17 protein-coding genes are annotated in these 18,551 nt (G+C 61.1%); 9 read left to right on the top strand and 8 right to left on the bottom strand.

Translation table 11 applies throughout. From position 1 onward, the window contains the following. The first annotated feature begins 4 nt into the window (after positions 1-4). From ACVIHF_RS03295 to ACVIHF_RS03275, 5 genes are read left to right on the top strand one after another with little or no spacing between them, the layout of a single operon-like run. Entirely contained in the window at positions 5-1,756 is a 1,752-nt protein-coding gene (locus ACVIHF_RS03295) for a DEAD/DEAH box helicase (RefSeq protein ID WP_456791598.1), read from the top strand. Then, positions 1,740-1,889 carry a hypothetical protein gene (locus ACVIHF_RS03290; protein WP_456791597.1) on the top strand — a complete coding sequence of 50 codons (150 nt, stop codon included), beginning with the start codon at positions 1,740-1,742 and terminating at the stop codon, positions 1,887-1,889. The genes ACVIHF_RS03295 and ACVIHF_RS03290 overlap by 17 nt, the downstream gene beginning before the upstream one ends. Then, complete coding sequence (locus tag ACVIHF_RS03285) at positions 1,886-2,311, top strand: EcoRII N-terminal effector-binding domain-containing protein (RefSeq protein ID WP_456791596.1); 426 nt, start codon at positions 1,886-1,888, stop codon at positions 2,309-2,311. The genes ACVIHF_RS03290 and ACVIHF_RS03285 overlap by 4 nt, the downstream gene beginning before the upstream one ends. 14 nt (positions 2,312-2,325) lie before the next feature. Next, the gene (locus tag ACVIHF_RS03280) at positions 2,326-3,945 is read left to right on the top strand and encodes an ATP-binding protein (RefSeq protein ID WP_456791595.1); all 1,620 of its coding nucleotides are present in this window, start codon (positions 2,326-2,328) and stop codon (positions 3,943-3,945) included. Next, positions 3,935-4,780 (top strand): HNH endonuclease, encoded by an 846-nt coding sequence (locus ACVIHF_RS03275; protein WP_456791594.1) that lies wholly within the window; start codon positions 3,935-3,937, stop codon positions 4,778-4,780. The genes ACVIHF_RS03280 and ACVIHF_RS03275 overlap by 11 nt, the downstream gene beginning before the upstream one ends. A 284-nt stretch (positions 4,781-5,064) precedes the next feature. On the opposite strand, the gene ACVIHF_RS03270 is transcribed toward ACVIHF_RS03275, so the two are convergent. The 7 genes from ACVIHF_RS03270 to ACVIHF_RS03240 all read right to left on the bottom strand — a co-directional run bounded on the left by ACVIHF_RS03270 (position 5,065) and on the right by ACVIHF_RS03240 (position 12,555). Further along, entirely contained in the window at positions 5,065-6,123 is a 1,059-nt protein-coding gene (locus tag ACVIHF_RS03270; RefSeq protein ID WP_456791593.1) for a hypothetical protein, read from the bottom strand. Between the two features lie 28 nt (positions 6,124-6,151). Beyond that, on the bottom strand, positions 6,152-7,564 hold the full coding sequence (locus tag ACVIHF_RS03265) for an amidase (RefSeq protein WP_456791592.1): 1,413 nt from the start codon (positions 7,562-7,564) through the stop codon (positions 6,152-6,154). Continuing rightward, positions 7,561-7,770, bottom strand: coding sequence for a hypothetical protein (locus tag ACVIHF_RS03260; RefSeq protein WP_456791591.1), 210 nt, complete (start codon positions 7,768-7,770; stop codon positions 7,561-7,563). Before ACVIHF_RS03260 ends, ACVIHF_RS03265 begins: the two co-directional genes overlap by 4 nt. Positions 7,771-8,099: 329 nt before the next feature. Then, positions 8,100-8,792, bottom strand: coding sequence for a cyclase family protein (locus tag ACVIHF_RS03255; RefSeq protein WP_456791590.1), 693 nt, complete (start codon positions 8,790-8,792; stop codon positions 8,100-8,102). 173 nt (positions 8,793-8,965) lie between these two features. Beyond that, complete coding sequence (locus ACVIHF_RS03250) at positions 8,966-10,231, bottom strand: extracellular solute-binding protein (protein ID WP_456794060.1); 1,266 nt, start codon at positions 10,229-10,231, stop codon at positions 8,966-8,968. Between the two features lie 189 nt (positions 10,232-10,420). After that, the gene (locus tag ACVIHF_RS03245; RefSeq protein ID WP_456791589.1) at positions 10,421-11,380 is read right to left on the bottom strand and encodes a carbohydrate ABC transporter permease; all 960 of its coding nucleotides are present in this window, start codon (positions 11,378-11,380) and stop codon (positions 10,421-10,423) included. Further along, the gene (locus tag ACVIHF_RS03240; RefSeq protein WP_456791588.1) at positions 11,377-12,555 is read right to left on the bottom strand and encodes an ABC transporter ATP-binding protein; all 1,179 of its coding nucleotides are present in this window, start codon (positions 12,553-12,555) and stop codon (positions 11,377-11,379) included. The genes ACVIHF_RS03245 and ACVIHF_RS03240 overlap by 4 nt, the downstream gene beginning before the upstream one ends. Before the next feature lie 838 nt (positions 12,556-13,393). Here ACVIHF_RS03240 and ACVIHF_RS03235 point away from each other — a divergent pair. The 3 genes from ACVIHF_RS03235 (at position 13,394) to ACVIHF_RS03225 (ending at position 16,574) form a co-directional block, all read left to right on the top strand. Further along, entirely contained in the window at positions 13,394-14,524 is a 1,131-nt protein-coding gene (locus tag ACVIHF_RS03235) for an isocitrate lyase/phosphoenolpyruvate mutase family protein (RefSeq protein WP_456791587.1), read from the top strand. Between the two features lie 380 nt (positions 14,525-14,904). After that, positions 14,905-15,813: a LysR family transcriptional regulator gene (locus ACVIHF_RS03230; RefSeq protein WP_456791586.1), complete on the top strand. Its 909-nt coding sequence runs from the start codon at positions 14,905-14,907 to the stop codon at positions 15,811-15,813. Between the two features lie 479 nt (positions 15,814-16,292). Beyond that, a complete protein-coding gene (locus tag ACVIHF_RS03225; protein WP_456791585.1) occupies positions 16,293-16,574 on the top strand; it encodes a helix-turn-helix domain-containing protein in 282 nt (93 codons plus the stop codon). A gap of 358 nt (positions 16,575-16,932) precedes the next feature. On the opposite strand, the gene ACVIHF_RS03220 is transcribed toward ACVIHF_RS03225, so the two are convergent. Further along, the gene (locus ACVIHF_RS03220; protein WP_456794059.1) at positions 16,933-17,211 is read right to left on the bottom strand and encodes a DNA -binding domain-containing protein; all 279 of its coding nucleotides are present in this window, start codon (positions 17,209-17,211) and stop codon (positions 16,933-16,935) included. Positions 17,212-17,977: 766 nt separating this feature from the next. Between ACVIHF_RS03220 and ACVIHF_RS03215 the strand changes: the two genes are divergently transcribed. Continuing rightward, complete coding sequence (locus tag ACVIHF_RS03215; RefSeq protein WP_456791584.1) at positions 17,978-18,265, top strand: helix-turn-helix domain-containing protein; 288 nt, start codon at positions 17,978-17,980, stop codon at positions 18,263-18,265. The last annotated feature ends 286 nt before the right edge of the window (positions 18,266-18,551 follow it).

Genomic DNA, 18,551 nt, shown 5'->3' with positions numbered 1-18,551 from the left:
CAATATGTACAGCTGGTTTTTGCGCGATGGAATTCTCGGCATTCGTTCGCCTGAGGGCGAGCGGATTCCCCCAGCCGAGGATATCTACCGTTATTTCGGGGAAGGCGACCGCAGTTTCATCCCTGAAGGGGTCGACGAAAGCGCGGTCGAGAGCCTGCGTTTCTCAAAATATCCGCTCCGGGTCGCTCTTTCGCTGAAGGAGGAGAATGGCGTGGAGCTGCTGGTCCTGACCGGCACACACCGCGGGAAGACGATCACGATACCCGATACCGCGGCCCTCGATGCCGGCCACCTCGTAAGCAATGACCGCTGGTATCCGCTCGATGGTCAGTCGGCTGCGGAAATCCGCGAGCTCCTTGCAAAGAACAGGGCGCGTCCCGGCGAGCGTGTCACGCTGCAGATGTATCTCGCCATGCGCCAGGCTGGCGTCGAGGCTGAAGGCGATACGCGCCCCCTGGGCGCGCTCTCCTTCCTTACACCGTCGGATGCGAGGCCGCAGAACGTAAATGCGACACTCTATCCCTATCAGCTCGACGGGTGGCGGTGGTGCCGCTTCATTGTCGCCGAAGGTCTCGGCGGCATCCTCGCCGACGAGATGGGCCTCGGCAAAACCCTTCAGGTCATCGGCGCCATCGCCGACCCACTGAAGCCGCGCCAGGAGCCGGTGCTGATCGTGGCGCCCGGCTCCCTGCTTGAAAACTGGTCGCGCGAGTTCAAAAAATTCGCGCCGCACATTCGCACGCTCAAGCATCATGGACCCGGTCGCACCGGCCGCCCCGCAGACCTGAAACAGTTTGATGTCGTCATCACCGCCTACGACACCGTCGTCCGCGACAACTCCCTGTTCATGATGATCAACTGGTCGATGCTGGTCTGCGACGAGGCGCAGTACATCAAGAACAGCGAATCCCTCCGGGCCCGGTCCGTGAAAAAGCTGCGGCGCAGCTCCGCCATTGCCATGACCGGTACGCCGGTCGAGAACCGGCTGACCGACCTGTGGTCCATCACAGATCTTGTTCTGCCCGGCTATCTCGGCACCGCGGCGGAATTCCGGAAGCGCTTCGAGGACGACCTCAATGGTGCGACCAGCCTTGAACGGCTGGCGTCACCCATCATGCTGCGGCGGCGGGTGTCGGAAGTTGCAAAGGATCTGCCCGAGCGCATCGACATCCCGCAGGTAATCGAGCTGGAGGACGATGAGGCCAGGACCTACGAGGCCATGCGTGAGGAGATCGCGTCACAGTTCGGAGCCTCGGCAACGCTGGTGGCACTGACCCGCCTGCGGATGTTCTGCAGCCATCCATGGCTGATCGACGGTACGGTTCATACCGAAGATCCTGCCGGCTTCTCGAAATACGCACGGCTGGTTGATATCCTCGAGGAAATTTTCCAGGGCGGCGAGAAGGCCATCCTGTTCACGGCCTATACCGGAATGACTGATATTGTGGTCGCGGATATTGCGGCGCGTTTTGCGGTTTTTGCCGGCTACATCGACGGCCGGGTCGCGATCGACGACCGGCAGCCGGTCATTGACCGCTTTTCCGCCGAATCCGGCCCGGCCCTCCTGGTCCTTAATCCAAGGGCCGGAGGTGCCGGTCTGAATATCACTGCCGCGAACCATGTGATACACATACACGCTGGAGTGGAATCCTGCCCTCGAGGACCAGGCTTCCGCCCGGGCTTACCGGCGCGGCCAGACCCGGCCGGTGACGGTGCACAGGCTGTTTTGCGGGGGGACGGTGGAAGAAGTGGTTGATGACCGGCTGGGCAGGAAGCGGACCCTTTCAGAGGCAGCCGTTGTTGGTGTCCGTGGCGAGGCCGACGACTACGCCGATATCCTGGCCGCGCTGCAGCGTTCGCCGCTGGCCGAGAGGTCGGCGAAGACATGAAGCGTCCAGGCCAGATCTCGAAGATTCTCAGTCCGAACGACGCCGGCGAGACCGGGGCCCACCAGGCCGGTATCCTGATCCAGAAGAGCTCGGGTGTCGTCTCGTTTTTTCCGCATCTCGATCCGGAAGAATACAATCCGCGGGTACATCTGTTCTTTGCGGACGCAGCCGGCGAGCGCTGGGAATTTGCTTTCATCTATTACAACAACAGGCTTCACGGTCGCGGGACGCGGAACGAGTACCGCCTGACCCGGATGACGCCTTACTTCCATCGGCACGGTCTCAGGCCCGGTGACGAGATCATATTGAAGCGCTCCGAGCGCGACCATTTTTCGATAGGGCATCACCGCAAGAACCAGCCGGTAAGAACAGCGGGCGGCGTGCTGCGGCTCTCCGCCGGCTGGAAGATCATTGATATCTAGAAGGGGGTACACGAGTGGCAGGGCAAAAGAAGCAGGAAGGCATCATCCTTCCGCCGGATCCGAAGCGGATGATCATGGGTCTCCGCGACACCGGCTATGAATTCGACACCGCGGTCGCAGACATCCTCGACAACTCGATAGCCGCCGATGCCAACAACATCGACCTTCGCATCGAAATGGATATCAGGGGCAATATCACCCTCTCGCTGGCCGACGACGGCTGCGGCATGAACCGCGACGACCTTCTCAATGCCATGACCTATGGCGCACGGCTTCGCCCGAATCCGGCCAGTCTTGGCAAGTACGGTCTGGGCCTGAAGACAGCATCAACCGCCTTCTCCCGCAGGCTTACCGTTGCCTCGCGCGCATCCGGCAAGGCCGATGTTCTCGCAGCGACCTGGGACCTTGACCATGTCGCCGACAGCGGCAAGTGGGAAGTCCTGCTCAGCGATGACGTCGACGATGAAATCGTCGAGCATCTCGACGAGGTCGCGAAGGATTCGTCCGGCACCGTTGTGGTCTGGCAAAAGGTCGACCGTCTTCTGAAAGACTACGCGGATGCCGGCGGCAAGCCCGCGCAGAGGGCCCTGAAGCAGAAGGAAGACCACCTCCGCAGGCATCTGGCTATGGTCTTCCAGCGCTTCCTTGATCCGAAGGACAAGCGTGCGCGAACAGTGAACGTCAAACTTAATGGCATCGCCATCAAGGCCTGGAATCCGTTCCTGCCCGAACTCTCGGAGCTTGCCGCTGCCGAGGACGTTCCGGTGGAAACGCCGAGCGGAAAGGATGCCACCTTCAGCGTAAAAGCCTATATTCTTCCCCGCCGCGAGGATTACCCGTCACCGGAACTGGCGAAGGAGGCAGCCCTGTCTTCAGAAAACCAGGGCATCTACATCTATCGCGAGAACCGCCTGATCAAGGACGCGGACTGGCTCGGCATCTATCAGAAGGAGCCACACAGCACGCTGCTGCGCGTCGAATTCTCATTCGATCACAAGCTCGACGAGGTTTTCCACCTCGACATCAAGAAGAGCCAGATCATTCTCAACGAACAGCTCTGGGACTGGCTCAGCGAGCAATTCCTGACCGCGCCGAGACGCATGGCCAACCAGCGCTACCGCGAGGGCCAGAAGAAGGATATCGCAAAGGCGACGCAGGGCGCGCACGACGCCTCGAACACGACCATCAAGGAGCGCGAGGCGGCAGCCGGAGGAGCGAAGGTCAATGTCGTCAACCCGAACACCGGCGAGTGCGTCGTCCAGAATCCGCATGGCAGCTTCAAGATCAAGCTGCCCACGGGACCGGCCGCCAGGCCCGGCGAGGTTTACGTCAAGACCGTCGACAGCATCGACAGCGGCCTGCTGTTCGAGCCGGCTCTGATCCAGGGTCATCGCGCGGTCCATATCAACAGTTCGCATCCCTATTACGCGAAGGTCTATGTTCCGAACCTCAACAAGAGCGTCCTCGTGCAGGGCATGGATTCCCTGATGTGGGCACTCGCGGTCGCGGAGCTCACCGCCTACCACGACGAGGTCTCCGAACACTTCAAGGACATGCGCTTCGAGCTGTCGAAGATTCTGTCAAAACTGGTCGAAGGTCTGCCTGATCCGGAGCTGAACGAGAATGCCGCTTGAGCCCGGCGCGCTTGCAAGGCTGGTCTCCGACAGCTGCGGATTACCGTTCGAAGGACGGCGTCTGGCGGGAGCCAACACGCTGCAGATCTATCCCTCGGGTCTGCCGGTCCAGAACACCTTCACCATCCAGACTGCTGTCGGCTGGCGCAACGTGGAAGTGAGCTTCGTCCCCGGCTCGTTTGCGGGCGACTTCGTTCGCCACATGGGTCTCGCCGATCGCGGCGCGCGCAACAGTTGCGCGGCCGTGCTGGCCAGGTGCCTGCGCGACGGAGCGACCGTCAACCTCAAGATCAACGGTCAACCAGCAAAGCCCGACGAGCCGTCCGGCTGGGACGCCGAATGGACGCGGTTCGAGCTGTCCGTGCGGCGGGGCCAGCTCGATCTCGGCAACGGCGAGGAGGACAACGAAAAGATTTGTGCGTGGACCCAGCAGGTCACCGCTGCGATCGTCGCCCTGCTGCCGCTCGAGCAGGACGAGACGCTGACCGAAAATCTGCAGGGTGGTTTCCCCGAGGGGGCAAGGACGCAGGTCGAGGTCAACCGTTACGAGCGTGACCGGCGTAACCGTGCGGCTGCGCTGGCGATTCACGGCTATGCCTGTGTGGTCTGCAGCTCCGATCTCGGTGACCGTTACGGGCCCGCGGCCGTCGGGCTCATCGAGGTTCATCACCTGACGCCGGTGTCAAAGCTTGGCCCGGACTACTGCATCAATCCTGCCACCGATCTTGTGCCGCTGTGTCCCAATTGTCATCGGGTGGCTCATCGCCGCGACCCGCCGTTTATGGTGGAGGAGCTGAAGGCGATGCTTGTGCTGGTGCCCGGTGCCGCGATCTGACGACGTTGCGTGCTGATCCGCTTCTACGATGTCATTCAATTCAACGAGTCGTCCCGCAAGGCCGCAATTGCGTGTACGGCCGCGACCTCCTGTAGGTCAAGACAGTCGCCGCTTGCCGGCACGTCCGGTGCGCCAGGAGGAGCCTAATCCGTCGGCCGCGAGCGGATCATCGATAGAGGCGGCCTCCCACGACATTTCCGGATCCGCAGCAATGAAAATGTCGGTCTCGAGACGATACCAGGAATGCTCGCTGCAGACTCTCTGGAAGACCTCTTCCTGTGCAGCTACGCGCGTTCCAGCAGCTCCCTGATTTCGGCGCGAAGGTTGCGGACCTCGGAGTATAGTTCCGTGATATGGTGAGCTGTTTCCGCGGCTCCCCTCGCCCCTACAAAAAAGAAATGCCCGCCATCGACGTCCCGGGACAAACGCGAGGGAAGCGTCCGGGTCAGGGCACGCAACCTGCTCCATCGCTCCGCATCGAAATCGAGCGCCCGGGCCTGTGCCCGGATCTTCTGTATGTTGAAGAAAGTCCAGTTAACCGGGTCACCGAGGGCGTGCCCGTCGTCGGACCGGTCTGTGGGACTGATCGTTGCGGTCAGGGGAAACTCGGAGAAGGAAGAGGCCCTCATGTCGTCATGAGCGTCCTCGAGGTTCCAGAATGAGCCTGCGCCCGAGAAACGTTGGGGCGTGCCGCGAAGCATGACGGGCGTGTTGCAGAGATACTGTTCCAGATACAATCGTTCGTCGAGAATCCTGTGACCGTTGATCTGGTTCTGGTACGAGAGGCTCGGCAGAAAGCCATCGATATATACACCTCCCGTCCAGAGGCCATCCGGCGTCAGTGGATCGCCACCCGGTTGCACAAGATTGAGCCCGGCAATCGGCGGAGAGGCGGCCAGTGAGAGAAAGCAGACGGCATCGATTCCGTGGCCCTTCAGAGCCGTGTTGACTGCCGCAACCGAGCGACCGGCCATGCTCCACATGGCGACCGCGACAGGACGATCCGGCGTTTCGCGCAATACATCAGAGGCAACGGAAGCGATCCAGTCAGCCCAGCGTGCGATGGTCAGGTCAGGCACGATCGCGTCAATGCAAGGGTGATCGGTCGGATAGGACAGCGCAAGCAGACCCAGCCCCTTTTGCTCCAGCCAGTAGTCCAGGAAGTCGGCACGATCGGAACAAGGATCGCCATAAGAAATGCGCGCCAGATGCACCCCGCCGGGCAGGAATATGACCAGCGGACAGCTGGTGTTTCCAGGTCTGAAGTACCTCAACCCCCGCACACCGGCGCACTTGACCCGTTCTTCGCCTGCGAACAGGAGCCCGCTTTCCGTTCCACCCATGACGTTGTCTTCTCTGCTTCCAGTCTGTTCAGTGAATCTGCGGTGCCCGGAGGTGCCAGTCGGTGGCGCCCTGATAGGCATGGGCAACGGCAAGGAGGGTTGCTTCGTTGAACGGCCGGCCGACGAGCTGGCACGCGACCGGCATTCCGTCGGGGGTGAAGCCGCAAGGCACGGTCAGTGCGGGCAGCCCCAGGTAGTTGAACGGCCTCGTGTAGATGTTGACGACGCGGCTATGATTGAATTCGTCCGCGAAGCGCTGGTCGCGCATCTGATCGATCGTCGGCGGCGGAACAGGCAACGCCGGCGTTTGCAGAACATCCGCATCTGCAAACACCTCGTCACAGAATTCACGAAGGTAGCGGCCGCGCAGCGCCAGCGCCTCGAGATAACGGGACGCCGGAATGAAGTTGCCCCGCTGCAGCTGATTGCGGTTGGGTTCTGTGATATCTCCCCCGCGCTGGCGCAGATGCCGGCCAAGGACCGTCGCGGTTTCACAATCGCTGAGCACCGAGGCAAGGTCCCAGAGCAGATGCCCGTCGGGAAGATCTGTCGCCCTGATCGTGGCGCCTCCGCGAGCCAGGATTTCCTGGAAGCCGGCCAGTGCATCGGCCACATCGTCATCCACCGCGGACCAGAACTGCCGCTGGACGGCAATCCGGATTCCGGCGAGCCTGATGGAAAGGCCCGCCTCGTAATCCGGGACCGGCTCGTCGCTGGAGGTCGGATCACGCCCATCAAAGCCGCCTATGCAGCCCAGCAACCTGGCCACGTCCCGCGCTGTTCGCGCCATCGGCCCGATCGCATCGAGAGACCAGGAGCGGGTGAGCGCGCCATGCCGGCTGACCCGGCCGCAGGTCGGCTTCAGTCCCACGACGCCGCATACAGCGGCCGGAATCCGGATTGATCCACCCGTGCAGGATCCAAGGGAGCCAAAGGTCAGGCGAGCGGCGAGCGCCGCGGCCGGGCCGTACGATGAGCCGGGGTTGAAGCGTTGGTTATTCCAGGGGTTATGGCATGCGCCCAGCGGCTCTTCGCCGGGCGCATCGGAGCCCGCCAGCTCCGTCATGTTGAGAGTTCCGATCTCCACTGCGCCGGCGCGATCCAGCCGCTGCAGCACGGTCGCTGTCTCTGTCGCGATCTCGCCCGAAAAAATCCGGCTGCCGCAGCTCGAGGCGCGTCCTTCTCTTGAGAATATGTCCTTGTTCGCAAGCGGCACGCCGTGCAGCGGACCGAGAATCCGGCCTGCAGCAAGGCTGCGGTCGGCGTGCCGGGCCGCGGCCAGCGCCCCGTCGCGATCGATCGCCACAAAGGCGTTTATCCGTGGTTGCCAGGTATCGATCCGGTCGAGACATGCCGTGACCGCCTGGTGGGACGATATGCGGCCCTGCCTGATCGCATCAGCCAGCTCGCACAGGCTCAGGAATGTGATATCCCCCGTCATGGCAAGGCTCCCGCCGGACGCTTCAACAGCGCCAGCATCCGGGCGAACTGCGCCGGCTCATCGCCTCTCGCCAGTTGCGATGCAGCCTCGCGGACAAGCGAATTCAGCCTCGTCACATGCTCAGCCAGCGCCGCCGCCCGCTCACCACTCAATGACAAATCGTGCAATTCATTCGCCAGATCGGATATCGTTTCCTTCTTCAGCATGCCAATGCCCCCGACTCCATCCACGCCATGACCGTCACAAGGAAGCCACGGGCACTGTCGCCATGATGTCCCATGATGCCGTGCGGTGTTCTTCTTCCGGGCGTGCGCAATCCAGCGTCGTCCACGCGGGGTAAAAGCTGCAATGAGCGGTGCTGGAGTGAATGAAAGATTCTGGCAGAAGGACCGGCAGGGGCGGGCATCCGGGATCTGTTGAGAAGCAACGCGCTCGTCCGCGTAATATCTGTGGTCACAGAAACTCTGCAAAGCCCGCCCTGACTGGCGAGCGCCGATCGCATCATGCGCAAGGAGAGCCACGGCGGGGATAATCCCTACTCGTTCAAAACAGCGACCGCACGGATCGGACTTGCAGTCCCGCCGCGGATCCTGAGCGGAAACCCGATGAAGCGAAACCGCCCCTTGCCGACGAGCCTGTCGAGATTCCACATGCACTCGATGTGGGTGATACCGCGGGCCGCGCACGCAAGGTGCGCCTTGTAGTTGGCCTCACCTTCCGGTGCCGGGCTGATGGCTTCGACGCCAAACATCAGGACCTTGCGGTCAGCGAGCCAGTGCACCGCATCGACATGCAGGCCCGGAAAGTCGTGCAGATAGCCCGCCGTCCCCCACAGTCGCCTGTTGACAGCCATCTCGATGAGCACCGTATCGCGCGGCCTGATCTCCTGGCCTGATCGCGCGAGCGCCTCTTCCATCTCGGCAACCGTGATCTCGTGCCTCAAAGGCGCGTGCGACAGATCGAGACAGATCGCTTCGGTATAGAAGTCCTCCAGCGGAATCTGGTCGATCGAGGGAGCACAAGGGTCCGGGTTGAAATGACAGGGCGCGTCGACATGGGTTCCCGAATGGTCGCTGAGCGAGAGCGCCCAGGACTTCGAGCTGAAGCGCGTCGCGCCGGCCTGCCTGATTTCGCTGTGGTCGTTCCATACGCCCATGATGACCGGCGGATGCAGCGCGGGCGCCGGAGCTCGATGGTGAAGTTCGCGGCTGAGATCGATCAATTGCATGCCTGACATCTCCTGATTAATTTCCGGGGTGCATCCGGGTGACACGCCTGCATGGTTGAACGCGCCATGGGGTTCGTTGACGGTGAAGCAGGCCTGATCTGATTTCCTGTTGATCATTCGCGCAAAGCCAGGACGCACAGCGTGGCTCGACGGCACTCGCCGCATCGGCTTGCTCAGTGTGGCAGGAGCGCGTCAACATCCTTCCCGAGGCTCGCGAGCGCCGTGGCAGGCTCCTGCTTCCGCGAGACCACGCGGTAGCAGTAATCCTCGATCGTCCTGATGATCCTGGAGTTGTTCTCGCCGGGGAATGCGAACCAACCTGTCATCATCGCAATGCGCTGGTTGGCGACGCGATGTTCGGGGTGTTTGTCGAAGAACCTGCCGAGGCCGGCAGGATCGCTGATCGCCGCAAGATTCACCGGCACGTAACCGGTCGCCTCGACCATGACGTTCTGACCGGCCGGTCCGACGGCGAACCTGATGTACTCCCAGCACGCCTTCTGCCTCTCCGGATCCTCGGTCAGCATGACCATGCCGTTGCCGGCGGCCGGAAGCCTGTCGGACGCCGAGGAGACGGGGACCGGTCCAACCTTCAGCCCGAAATTGCCGGCCGCCGATTGCTGATAGCCGTTCAGCGCGCTGCTTGCGGCGAACAGGATACCGAGCGTGCCTGCCCGGAATGCCTGCCGGGCCTGGTCTCTTTCAAAAGCTGGCTGACCTTCCCTTCCGAGACGTTGCAACAATTGCAGCGCCTGAAGGCCAGCTTCACCGTCGAAAGCAATCTTTTTTTCGTCCTCGCTCATCATGCGGCCGCCAAAGCTGCCCACCAGCGTCTGGAACGACCAGCCGTTGTTGGTGTATTCGACATAGAGGCCGCCCGTCCCCTTCCCGAGGGCGCCGATCTTTTTACCAAGCGCGATCACGCCATCCCAGTCTTCAGGCAAGTTGTCAGGGTCTCCACCGGCCTTCTTCACGAGATCCGTGTTGAAAAAGAACACCGGAACGGAAATTGCGAACGGCAGGGCGCAGGTTTTCCCGCTGTAGCGCGCGAATGACGTCATGGCATCGGGAACGCCGATCGTCTTCCACGCCGGATCGCCCGCGATGAAACGATCGAGCGGCACGGTTATCCCGTGGTCGGCCAGAGGCCGGATCTGGTTCAGCCCCTGATGAGATACGTCAGGCAATTGCCTGGTTATGTTCTGTCTCAGCGTCTGCTGGACGAGGCTGTCGTAGTCGACGGCGGGACCGTCAAGGACGACCCTGACATCGGGATGGGCCTCCATGAAGGCCCGCGCGAGCGCTTCATAGAGAGTCCTGAGAGAGGCCGGAGCATAGCAAACCCGGATCGTCGTCTGCTGATGCGCACTGGCACCAAAGATCGGCGTTGTGGCGGCCGCGGTTGCTGTCGACAGGAAGGTCCTGCGCGAAAGAGGCATCAATCGACTCCGTTGGTCTTCAGCAAGCCCGGTTCCGCCGGAACGGGTGTTGCAGCAAGCAGGTTTCGCAGGACGGCCTGATCGGCGGGGATACGCTTGACAGGGATCGGGGACACAAGCGCGCCGGGAGCACCGCATGTCCAGAAATGACACGACGCCGCGACCGATGGCTACTGGACGTGATGACGCTCATTGGTAATGCACCGTCCTGTCCATGGCGCGGGCCTGAACCAGCGTAAGCGTCACGACGATGGCGAGAAAGACGACGGCAACGGCGGCGCCATATCCGGTGTGCAGATACTCGAAGCTCTCGCGGTACAGCGTGTAGAGCAGCACTTCGGAAGCGTGGCCGGGTCCTCCCTGCGTCAGCACTTTCACGGTATCGAAAGTCTCGAATGCCTTCAGCGCCACGACGATGACGACGAACATCGAGACAGGCCCGAGCATGGGCAGTGTGACCGTACGCAGCCGGTCGAACCCGTGATCTGCACCATCGATATCGGCTGCATCATAAAGGTCCTGCGGAATGCTCTTGAGTCCGGCGAGGAACAGCACCATGGCGTAGCCGAGGTTCTGCCAGACCCCGATGACAGCGAGCACCGGGAGCGCCGTATTCTCCTCCCGCAGCCAGTTGCCAACCGGCAGGCCGAGGACAGCGAGCATCTGGTTGACGAGGCCGATCGTGGGGTGGAGCAGCGCTTCCCATGCGATCGCCATGGCAGTGATCGTCGCCATAAAGGGAAGGAAATGAATGGCACGGTAAAAGGAGCGGCAGGATTTGCCGCCTTCGATGAGCAGCGCGATCAGAAGACCGGACACAACGGTACCCGGCACGACGCTCAGAACGTAAAAGATCGTATTGAGAAGCGAGGCCCTGAAGCCGGCATCAGAAAAGACCTCGCGGAAGTTTGCGAGGCCGACGAAGGAAAGCGACCGCGCCCCGAATTGCCAGTCGGTGAACGCAATGACGAAGACGCCCGTCACCGGAAGAAAGAACAGGATGAGCAGAAACAACACGGCAGGCCCCGAAAGTATCCAGGCCGCCAGTGCTTCCGCCGCATCCCACCCGCGCGCAGCGGTTGGCCACGTGCGAAGCCGACCTGCTGATGGCTCGAGGGCAGCGCCGGAAAGCGCAGGAGGCTCTCTCATGAGGCAATCTCCCGGATCGCTGCCAGCGATACCCGGTCAGCCTCGACATCCCGGCGCAACCGCCGTCCGTCACGGGTAAAGAGAAGCACGCGATCCGGCCGGACGCCGAGATGGATGGTCTGGCCGGGAGCGATCTGAGGCGCGCGTTCGGCGCGCAGCCTTGCGATCAAGGGGCGATCGATGCCCGGCAGGTCGAGGTGAACGAAGAGATCGGATCCCATATGCTCGATCAGGCGCACGGATCCGGTCAGCGTGTCCAGGCCGCCGTGTTCGGCGAGCTGAAAAGCCTCCGGGCGAATACCGAGGGTGAGAGGCACGCCGGCGAGCGCGTCGGCCGGAATTTTGACCGTCGATCCGGCGACATCGATCAGGCCGCGCTCGCGCACCACGCCGTCGAGCATGTTAATTCCAGGCGAGCCGATGAATTCGGCAACACGTCGGTCATCGGGATCCGCATAGATGTCCCGGGGCGGGCCGACCTGCAGCAACTCACCGTCGAGCATCACCGCAACGCGATCCGAGAGCGTCATGGCCTCGGCCTGGTCATGCGTGACATAAACGAAGGTGGCGCCGAGCCTCTGGTGCAGCTCCTTGATCCCGGCGCGCATCTGCACCCGCAGCCCGGCATCGAGGTTGGACAGCGGCTCATCCATCAGGAACACGGCGGGGTGGCGCACCATTGCCCGCCCGACCGCCACGCGCTGGCGCTGACCGCCGGAAAGCTGCCCCGGTTTGCGGCCCAGCAGGTGGCCGATGCCAAGGGAGCTGGCTGTCCGGGTCACTTCCGCATCGATCCCGGCTGTGACCCGCGCTCGTCCTGGCATCAGATGACCGAGAAGAGGAAGCCTCTGGAGGGCCGAGAGCCGGCGCATCCGGAGCGGCAGCCCCATGTTGGAAGCGACCGTCATATGGGGATAGAGCGCGTAGGACTGAAACACCATCGCGACATCCCGCAGCTTTGGCCGCAGTCCATCTACTGCCCGCTCGCCGATCGAAATCGAGCCTGCATCCTGCACCTCGAGCCCTGCCAGGATACGCAGCAGCGTCGATTTCCCGCATCCCGATGGCCCCAGCAGGGTCAGAAACTCACCGTCCGCAATCGAGAGCGACACATCGCGCAGGACGGACGTCGGGCCATAGTTCTTCCGGATGCCGTCAATCAGCACGGATGCCATAGCTGTCGCTCCAGACCATCTTGAAACCTGACGTGTTCGCCAGATTGGGACGACTTCAAGACGCGGACTGCTACGGCTGGATGACACCCATCGAATAACTCGATAAGAACTTCGAAAGATGCGATAGCGACCTTCAGGCAGTTCAACGGCTCCCTAGAGAAAACCAGGCACCGCTCGATGCGGTATGCATCTGCGCGAACAGCGACGCACGGCGAGGGGCCGATACCTCTGGAGTCTTTGGGACAGGAGCATTTGCGCTGAACCGGAAACCTGCCGCGACTGACAAATCCGGATTTACGGCCGAAACAATGAGCCACTTTTCGTCGGTCTTTGCCCAGTGTCCGGCCCGATCCTGGTCTGCGCCAAGTCCGCACTGCGACGGCCGCGAACCTGACAAGTGCGCACAGCGCGCGTCACCTCTCCCCCTATTTTGTATTTCAGGCCCTGGACAATCCATCCAGGAGAGGCGACGCGGCCATCAACTCATCGTCCATCAACAACCGGCAGCTTCGACGTCGCGAGAGCTTGTACTATCGGTTCGGTTCGGACCGGACTCTGTGCCAACGGCGCTGCACGATGCGCATCCGCACTGCGGTACGGCTGAGGGACGCGCCCGACGACTCGACGCGTCCAAATTAGCAAGGACGATCTGAGCGGAGATACGCGTCAAATGCCGCAACTTTCGATTGATTGATCCAGAAATGCGATAGCCCGATTGGCTGTCCCGTCCGGGAGCGGGTAGAAACCATCGAACGATCACTTTGACTTCTCCAGGTACCCTGTCTTGTTTCTTTATGCAGCACGGCTCGATTCCTTCCGCTCCTCTGAAACCAGAACAATGAGGGAGCTGCTGCGCGACCGGGACGCCGATACCATCGCGCCCGGTCAGGGTGCCGACGATTTCGACCTCGCCGGCTGCGTCTGCGAAACAGGCTTCGCGGCGATCCGCCCTGAGCGCATCCCACGCAGACAGGCCGGCGGGATCAACCCGCTACGCGAAGTCATCTGCAAGAGCTTCAACCCGGTGCCATGCGCCCGGTTGTATCCACCAACGCAACATTGCCGCCCGCGCGCCTCTGCCCTGAAAGATTTCATCATGTGCCCAGCCAGACGCCTCCGCGCCCGCATGGCCGAGACCGGTCTTGTCCACATCATGGCCGCCCACAGTCCTCTTTCCGCAATTCTCGCCGAAGAAGCCGGATTTGATGGCCTGTGGGCCTCCGGCTTCGAACTGGCAGCGCTTTACGGGCTCGCGGATATGAGTCTGATCTCGATGACGCACCATCTCGATATGCTGCGGGCGATTGCCGGACGCACGACGCTGCCGATCGTTGCTGACATCGATACGGGGTACGGCAATGCGATCAACGTCATCCATGCGATCGGCGAATATGAGCGGGCGGGCGCCAGCGCAGTCGTCATCGAGGACAAGACGTTTCCCAAGGTCACAAGCCTTGTTGCCGGTGGTCGGCAGGAACTGCTGCGCGTTGAGGAATTCCAGGGCAAGATCGAGGCCGCTGTCGCGACAAGACACAACGCGGATTTTCTCATCATTGCGCGTACCGAAGCCTTGATTGCGGGTCTGGGCGAAACAGAAGCTTTGCGTCGGGCTCAAGCCTATGTCGAGGCTGGCGCCGACATGATCCTGATCCATTCGAAAAAGAAGGACCCTTCCGAGATCGAGAGCTTTTCGCGCGCCTGGTCTGGATCAGCGCCACTGGTCATAGTACCGAACGCCTACCCGGATCTCGACGCCAGGCGCGCCATGGCACTGGGCAATGTCCGCATGATGATCTACGGCAACTACGGCATCCGCGCTGCGGCAACCTGCATGCAGGAGACCTTCCGCCGGATCATCGCCGACGGCGGCGTCCAGAACGTCCACAAGGATATTCTGCCGGTGGAGGAGATCTTCAGACTTCAGCGCATCGAAGAGATCAGGGCGGCTGAAGCTCGCTTCCTTCGCTGAACATTGGCCCGGTATTCCCGGTAACCAGCTTGATCGTGAGAGGCATGCCGAGCGCCCGGATTTCGCTCAGGCTCTACCTGCCCCGGAACAATGTAAGTCACCCGATTTGTCCTCCTCCAGGTGCTGCGATATCGAATCCGGAAGTATTGGGTGGTGGAAACCACACCCGGCGGCGTTCCAAGGTGCTCCTCTGAACATTTGCATCCGCAACCGGAATACCGGGCCACACGGCACGAATCGTACAAAGAAGCCGCTTTTGCGCACGAGACAGCATTGATAAGCAGGATCCCGGCTCTACTCATCGAATAATGTGATGGAGTATTTATTTCGGCAAAGGCCATCCGTGGCAGCGCACATTCCAGAAGCTACCGGAGCAGAAGATGGCCACCGAACAGGATGAAGTGCCCCTCAATGCAATCCGGGTGTTTGTGACCATTGCACGGGAAGGAAGCGTAACGCGTGCCGCCAACGCATTGGGAACGACACAGAGCTCCGTCAGCCGCTATCTGGCTGTGTTACAGGATTATCTCGGTACAGACCTGGTGGAACGGCGGGGCCGGGGAAGCCAGTTGACGGAGTTCGGAAGGCTTTTCGCCAACACCGTTGCCGAACCGCTTGACACGGTCTGTTTCACGACGAAGAGGATGCGGCGGCGCAACCGGTCGGACACGAACCGGATTGTGGTCCGCACATCGCTTTCGACCTTTGCCTACTCGTTTCTGATTCCGAATCTCCAGGCCTTCTCTGCCGAGATGGATGGCGTCATCGTGGACGTGATCAGCTCGTTGTCTCCGCCGACATCATCCGACAATTTCGACATCCTGATTACCCGCGATCTTACTATTATCGAGCCGGCCGACGACTGGGAGATCCACAATGAGACGCTCGTATGCGTGGGCTCCCCAAACCACGTTATGGGAAAGACGCTCTCGATCGTTCGTTCAATGCCAATTCTGAACGTCACGTCCCGGCCCGACATACTGCCGACATGGCTGAGGGCAATGAATCTGACCGCAAGCGACATGACGTCGGGGGCGCGATACGATCACAATTACCTTGCCCTGCCGGCTGTCCTGACAGGAAAATGCCTGCTGGTCGCGCCTGAAATCATCGTCAGCGATCTCGTGCGCGAAGGCGCGCTGCATGTGATCCCGGGATCGCGTACCCCCAGTGGCATGCAATATCGAGCCTATGCGGTCGACCGCAGTGACAATCCGGAAATCGCCCGCGCCTTTTGCCGATGGGTCGCCCGGCTCTGCAAAAAGGCCGCGATTGCAGAACCCGGCTGATCGAGCCTTCCGGTTATATCGGAACCTGGATCGATGGGCCTGGATGTAAGCTCCATAACTCAAATGAAGCTCCTTCGCCGTTGAGGCAGGCGGAATGCGCAAGCAGCCCGCCGGCTCCAGATAGCAGGTTTGCGCAGAGGCCAGTACCTCATCAGAGCCTGCTCATCGCGGGTCGTGGCCACGGCCCGTCCCTGGGGCGATGTCGGTGCATCTACGCAACAGCGGCCGCATCCTGATCATCTGAAGCCGCATGAGCAGCGCAAGGCCGATGTCTCCACGATCATGGACCGGATCAAGCCGGGCACGGCGGCCAAGCGGCAACATGCAGCCGGTCCATGACCTCAGTGTCAGGCACGGAATACGGAGGCATCCGTGTTCTTGCGCACGGACCCTGCTCATCCGCATTCTCCGCGAGGCGGACAGAAATAGCTCGGCTATAGCCCGTGGTTTGATGGCCATCCGAATGGCTGCCTTGGCGCATGAAAGCTCGTGCGCTCGTGGCCTGGAATGTGCGCCGGATCCGCGTAGATCGCGGTATTCCGCAAGAGCAACTGGCTTACGATGCCGGGGTTGATCGTTCCTATATGAGCGGTCTCGAGCGGCAATCGGCCAACCCGACGATCGACCTTCTCGATCGCATCGCTGAAACGCTGGATGTTCATTTATCCGAGTTCTTTGTTCAGCCCTCAAAAGGCGCGGCGGCTCCCGCGACCTTGCGCAAGGGGCGCAAGCCCGCCCGTGGTCCTCGCAAGAAGAAATAGCCCCCTCATGTCATGGCCGGGAACTGACGACAGGCTTTTGGCTGCAAGCTGAGGGTGACGATCTGGCCGCCGGGATGACGTTTGCTGTTTTTTTCGGACGGATGGTAACCACTCGGCCTGTCCGACTCAGGTTGAAACCGCGCCCGTATCTGAGGGTGAAAGCAATCGGCCGCAATCAAAGCCTTCTTGCTATCAGCCCCGGGTTCGGTGTCCCGTGAAGGTCTTTCCCGGCGCATTCACGTAGCGCACCAGACCAGATAATTTCCTGTCGTCGAAATCCAGATTGATCCAGGTGCTTGATGGAACAGTCTACTTTCGGGATTGAACCCGGAGCTCCCAACGTCTCAAAGTTCATTGATTATTCACCCGCCGGCCGACCGCGGCGCAGGAGGTCGCGGTAGCCGTGGCGCGCAACCCATCTGGCACGAGCCAGATGGCTGTCGAAAGCGCGGCGTGCGCGATCAGGCTCAAGCGCCGGATCAATACAAAGCACAATGCGTGCGACCTCGCGCCAGTCAGCGTTATCGGCTTCGGCGTCGAGGAGACGTATGTAAGTGACAGCGTGTTGCTCATCGTAGCCCGTGAGCTCGGGAGCGCTGGGTGCCACATCTGCGACCTTGGGATCGGACGACACTATCTGAAAATCCTGCAAAACCGGAAAAGCTTTAATCCGGGCGACTGTAGCGGTATTCAGAGCCCTTTCGTAGGGAACCGATCGTCGCGGTCGACAAAAATAATCTCCCTGTCGAGCGACGGCCGGCAGCGGAATCCCGTGCAAGGCGTCTTCCCCAGTTCGCCCCCATTCGCTCACCCGTCGGAGTACATCTGGTCGCCATCCATTTCGCTGGTAACGAAATCGAACCTCCCGCCCGGCAATCGTCAGTTTTGGTCCCCGTTGCCATAAAGAATCGTCCGGTGCGGCCTCGCCAGCAATGACGTGCCTGGTTGCCGATCGATGCTTTGGCTGCGCGGTGTACCCGGGCGGGGAAGAGCCTGCTCAAGGACGAGCTCCAGATGATCGATTTGCCATTCTGGTTGCCTCGCCGCGAGCACGCGCGATATTTGCGGTCGAGTATCCATTTGGCTCGGGCAAAATGGCTGTTGAACGTTTCGCAAGCGCGCGCAGGCCGGCAATCTGGAACAATGTGCCGGACGATCCGGGCGGCTTTCCTGCAGTCGGCACGGTCGGCTTTCACATCAAACAGTCGCCAGAAGGTCATCAGATGCGCCTGCCATAGATCGTCAGGAACCGACTCGTCTGGCGCGTTCGAGATCCGGATATTGCCGGCTTTTTCATTGAAGCTTGCGCGCAGCGATAGTTCATCTGCCTTCTGGACGAACTTACCGTAATACGTCGGTTATAGCCAGTGGTTTGATAGACAGCCAAATGGCTGCTTGAGCGCATGAAAGCTCGTGCGCTTGTGGCCTGGAATGTGCTCCGGATCCGCGGAGATCGCGGTATTCCGCAGGAGCAACTGGCTTACGACGCTGAGATTGATCGTTCCTATATGAACGGTATCGAGAACCAGAAGAAGAACCCGACAATTGATCTTCTCGAACGTATTGCCGGAATACTCGGTGTCCATTTGTCGGAATTATTTATCGAACCTCCGGAAGGCGCGCCGCCTCCCAGGGCCTTGCCCAAAGGTCGAAAGCCGATGCGTTCAGGCAAGAAGAAACAGCACTCCTGACATGGGAGTTGCCTTACAGAGGCACTTTACGGCGATCAGTCTGTAACGGCGTGGAGCGACAGTTCTGCTTGATCTGAATGTGGTCCAACTCGCGGGTCATAAGTGTGCAGAAGTGCGCGAGGAGAAAGGCTCGCCGGGACCAAACTTTCCGGAGCCCTCCACCTTGCCCAACCACATTTATCAGCGATCTGGATCTGATCGGCGTGATGGATCTGTTCGAGCGGCAGCTTGCCAGGTGCCAGGCTGCCGCCACCCAATCATGACGCCGGTCAGGAGGAGGATGTTG

The organism is Bradyrhizobium sp. USDA 4506, assembly GCF_054058795.1.
Note: the sequence above shows the minus strand (reverse complement) of the source record. Positions and strands in the feature narration are given on the sequence as shown.

Excerpts from the sequence above, each read along its gene's own strand:
- ACVIHF_RS03295 (WP_456791598.1), top strand. The coding sequence starts at position 5 with ATGTACAGCTGGTTTTTGCGCGATGGAATTCTCGGCATTCGTTCGCCT.
- ACVIHF_RS03285 (WP_456791596.1), top strand. The coding sequence starts at position 1,886 with ATGAAGCGTCCAGGCCAGATCTCGAAGATTCTCAGTCCGAACGACGCC.
- ACVIHF_RS03275 (WP_456791594.1), top strand. The coding sequence starts at position 3,935 with ATGCCGCTTGAGCCCGGCGCGCTTGCAAGGCTGGTCTCCGACAGCTGC.
- ACVIHF_RS03270 (WP_456791593.1), bottom strand. The coding sequence starts at position 6,123 with ATGGGTGGAACGGAAAGCGGGCTCCTGTTCGCAGGCGAAGAACGGGTC.
- ACVIHF_RS03265 (WP_456791592.1), bottom strand. The coding sequence starts at position 7,564 with ATGACGGGGGATATCACATTCCTGAGCCTGTGCGAGCTGGCTGATGCG.
- ACVIHF_RS03260 (WP_456791591.1), bottom strand. The coding sequence starts at position 7,770 with ATGCTGAAGAAGGAAACGATATCCGATCTGGCGAATGAATTGCACGAT.
- ACVIHF_RS03255 (WP_456791590.1), bottom strand. The coding sequence starts at position 8,792 with ATGCAATTGATCGATCTCAGCCGCGAACTTCACCATCGAGCTCCGGCG.
- ACVIHF_RS03250 (WP_456794060.1), bottom strand. The coding sequence starts at position 10,231 with ATGCCTCTTTCGCGCAGGACCTTCCTGTCGACAGCAACCGCGGCCGCC.
- ACVIHF_RS03245 (WP_456791589.1), bottom strand. The coding sequence starts at position 11,380 with ATGAGAGAGCCTCCTGCGCTTTCCGGCGCTGCCCTCGAGCCATCAGCA.
- ACVIHF_RS03240 (WP_456791588.1), bottom strand. The coding sequence starts at position 12,555 with ATGGCATCCGTGCTGATTGACGGCATCCGGAAGAACTATGGCCCGACG.
- ACVIHF_RS03235 (WP_456791587.1), top strand. The coding sequence starts at position 13,394 with ATGAGGGAGCTGCTGCGCGACCGGGACGCCGATACCATCGCGCCCGGT.
- ACVIHF_RS03230 (WP_456791586.1), top strand. The coding sequence starts at position 14,905 with ATGGCCACCGAACAGGATGAAGTGCCCCTCAATGCAATCCGGGTGTTT.
- ACVIHF_RS03225 (WP_456791585.1), top strand. The coding sequence starts at position 16,293 with ATGAAAGCTCGTGCGCTCGTGGCCTGGAATGTGCGCCGGATCCGCGTA.
- ACVIHF_RS03215 (WP_456791584.1), top strand. The coding sequence starts at position 17,978 with ATGAAAGCTCGTGCGCTTGTGGCCTGGAATGTGCTCCGGATCCGCGGA.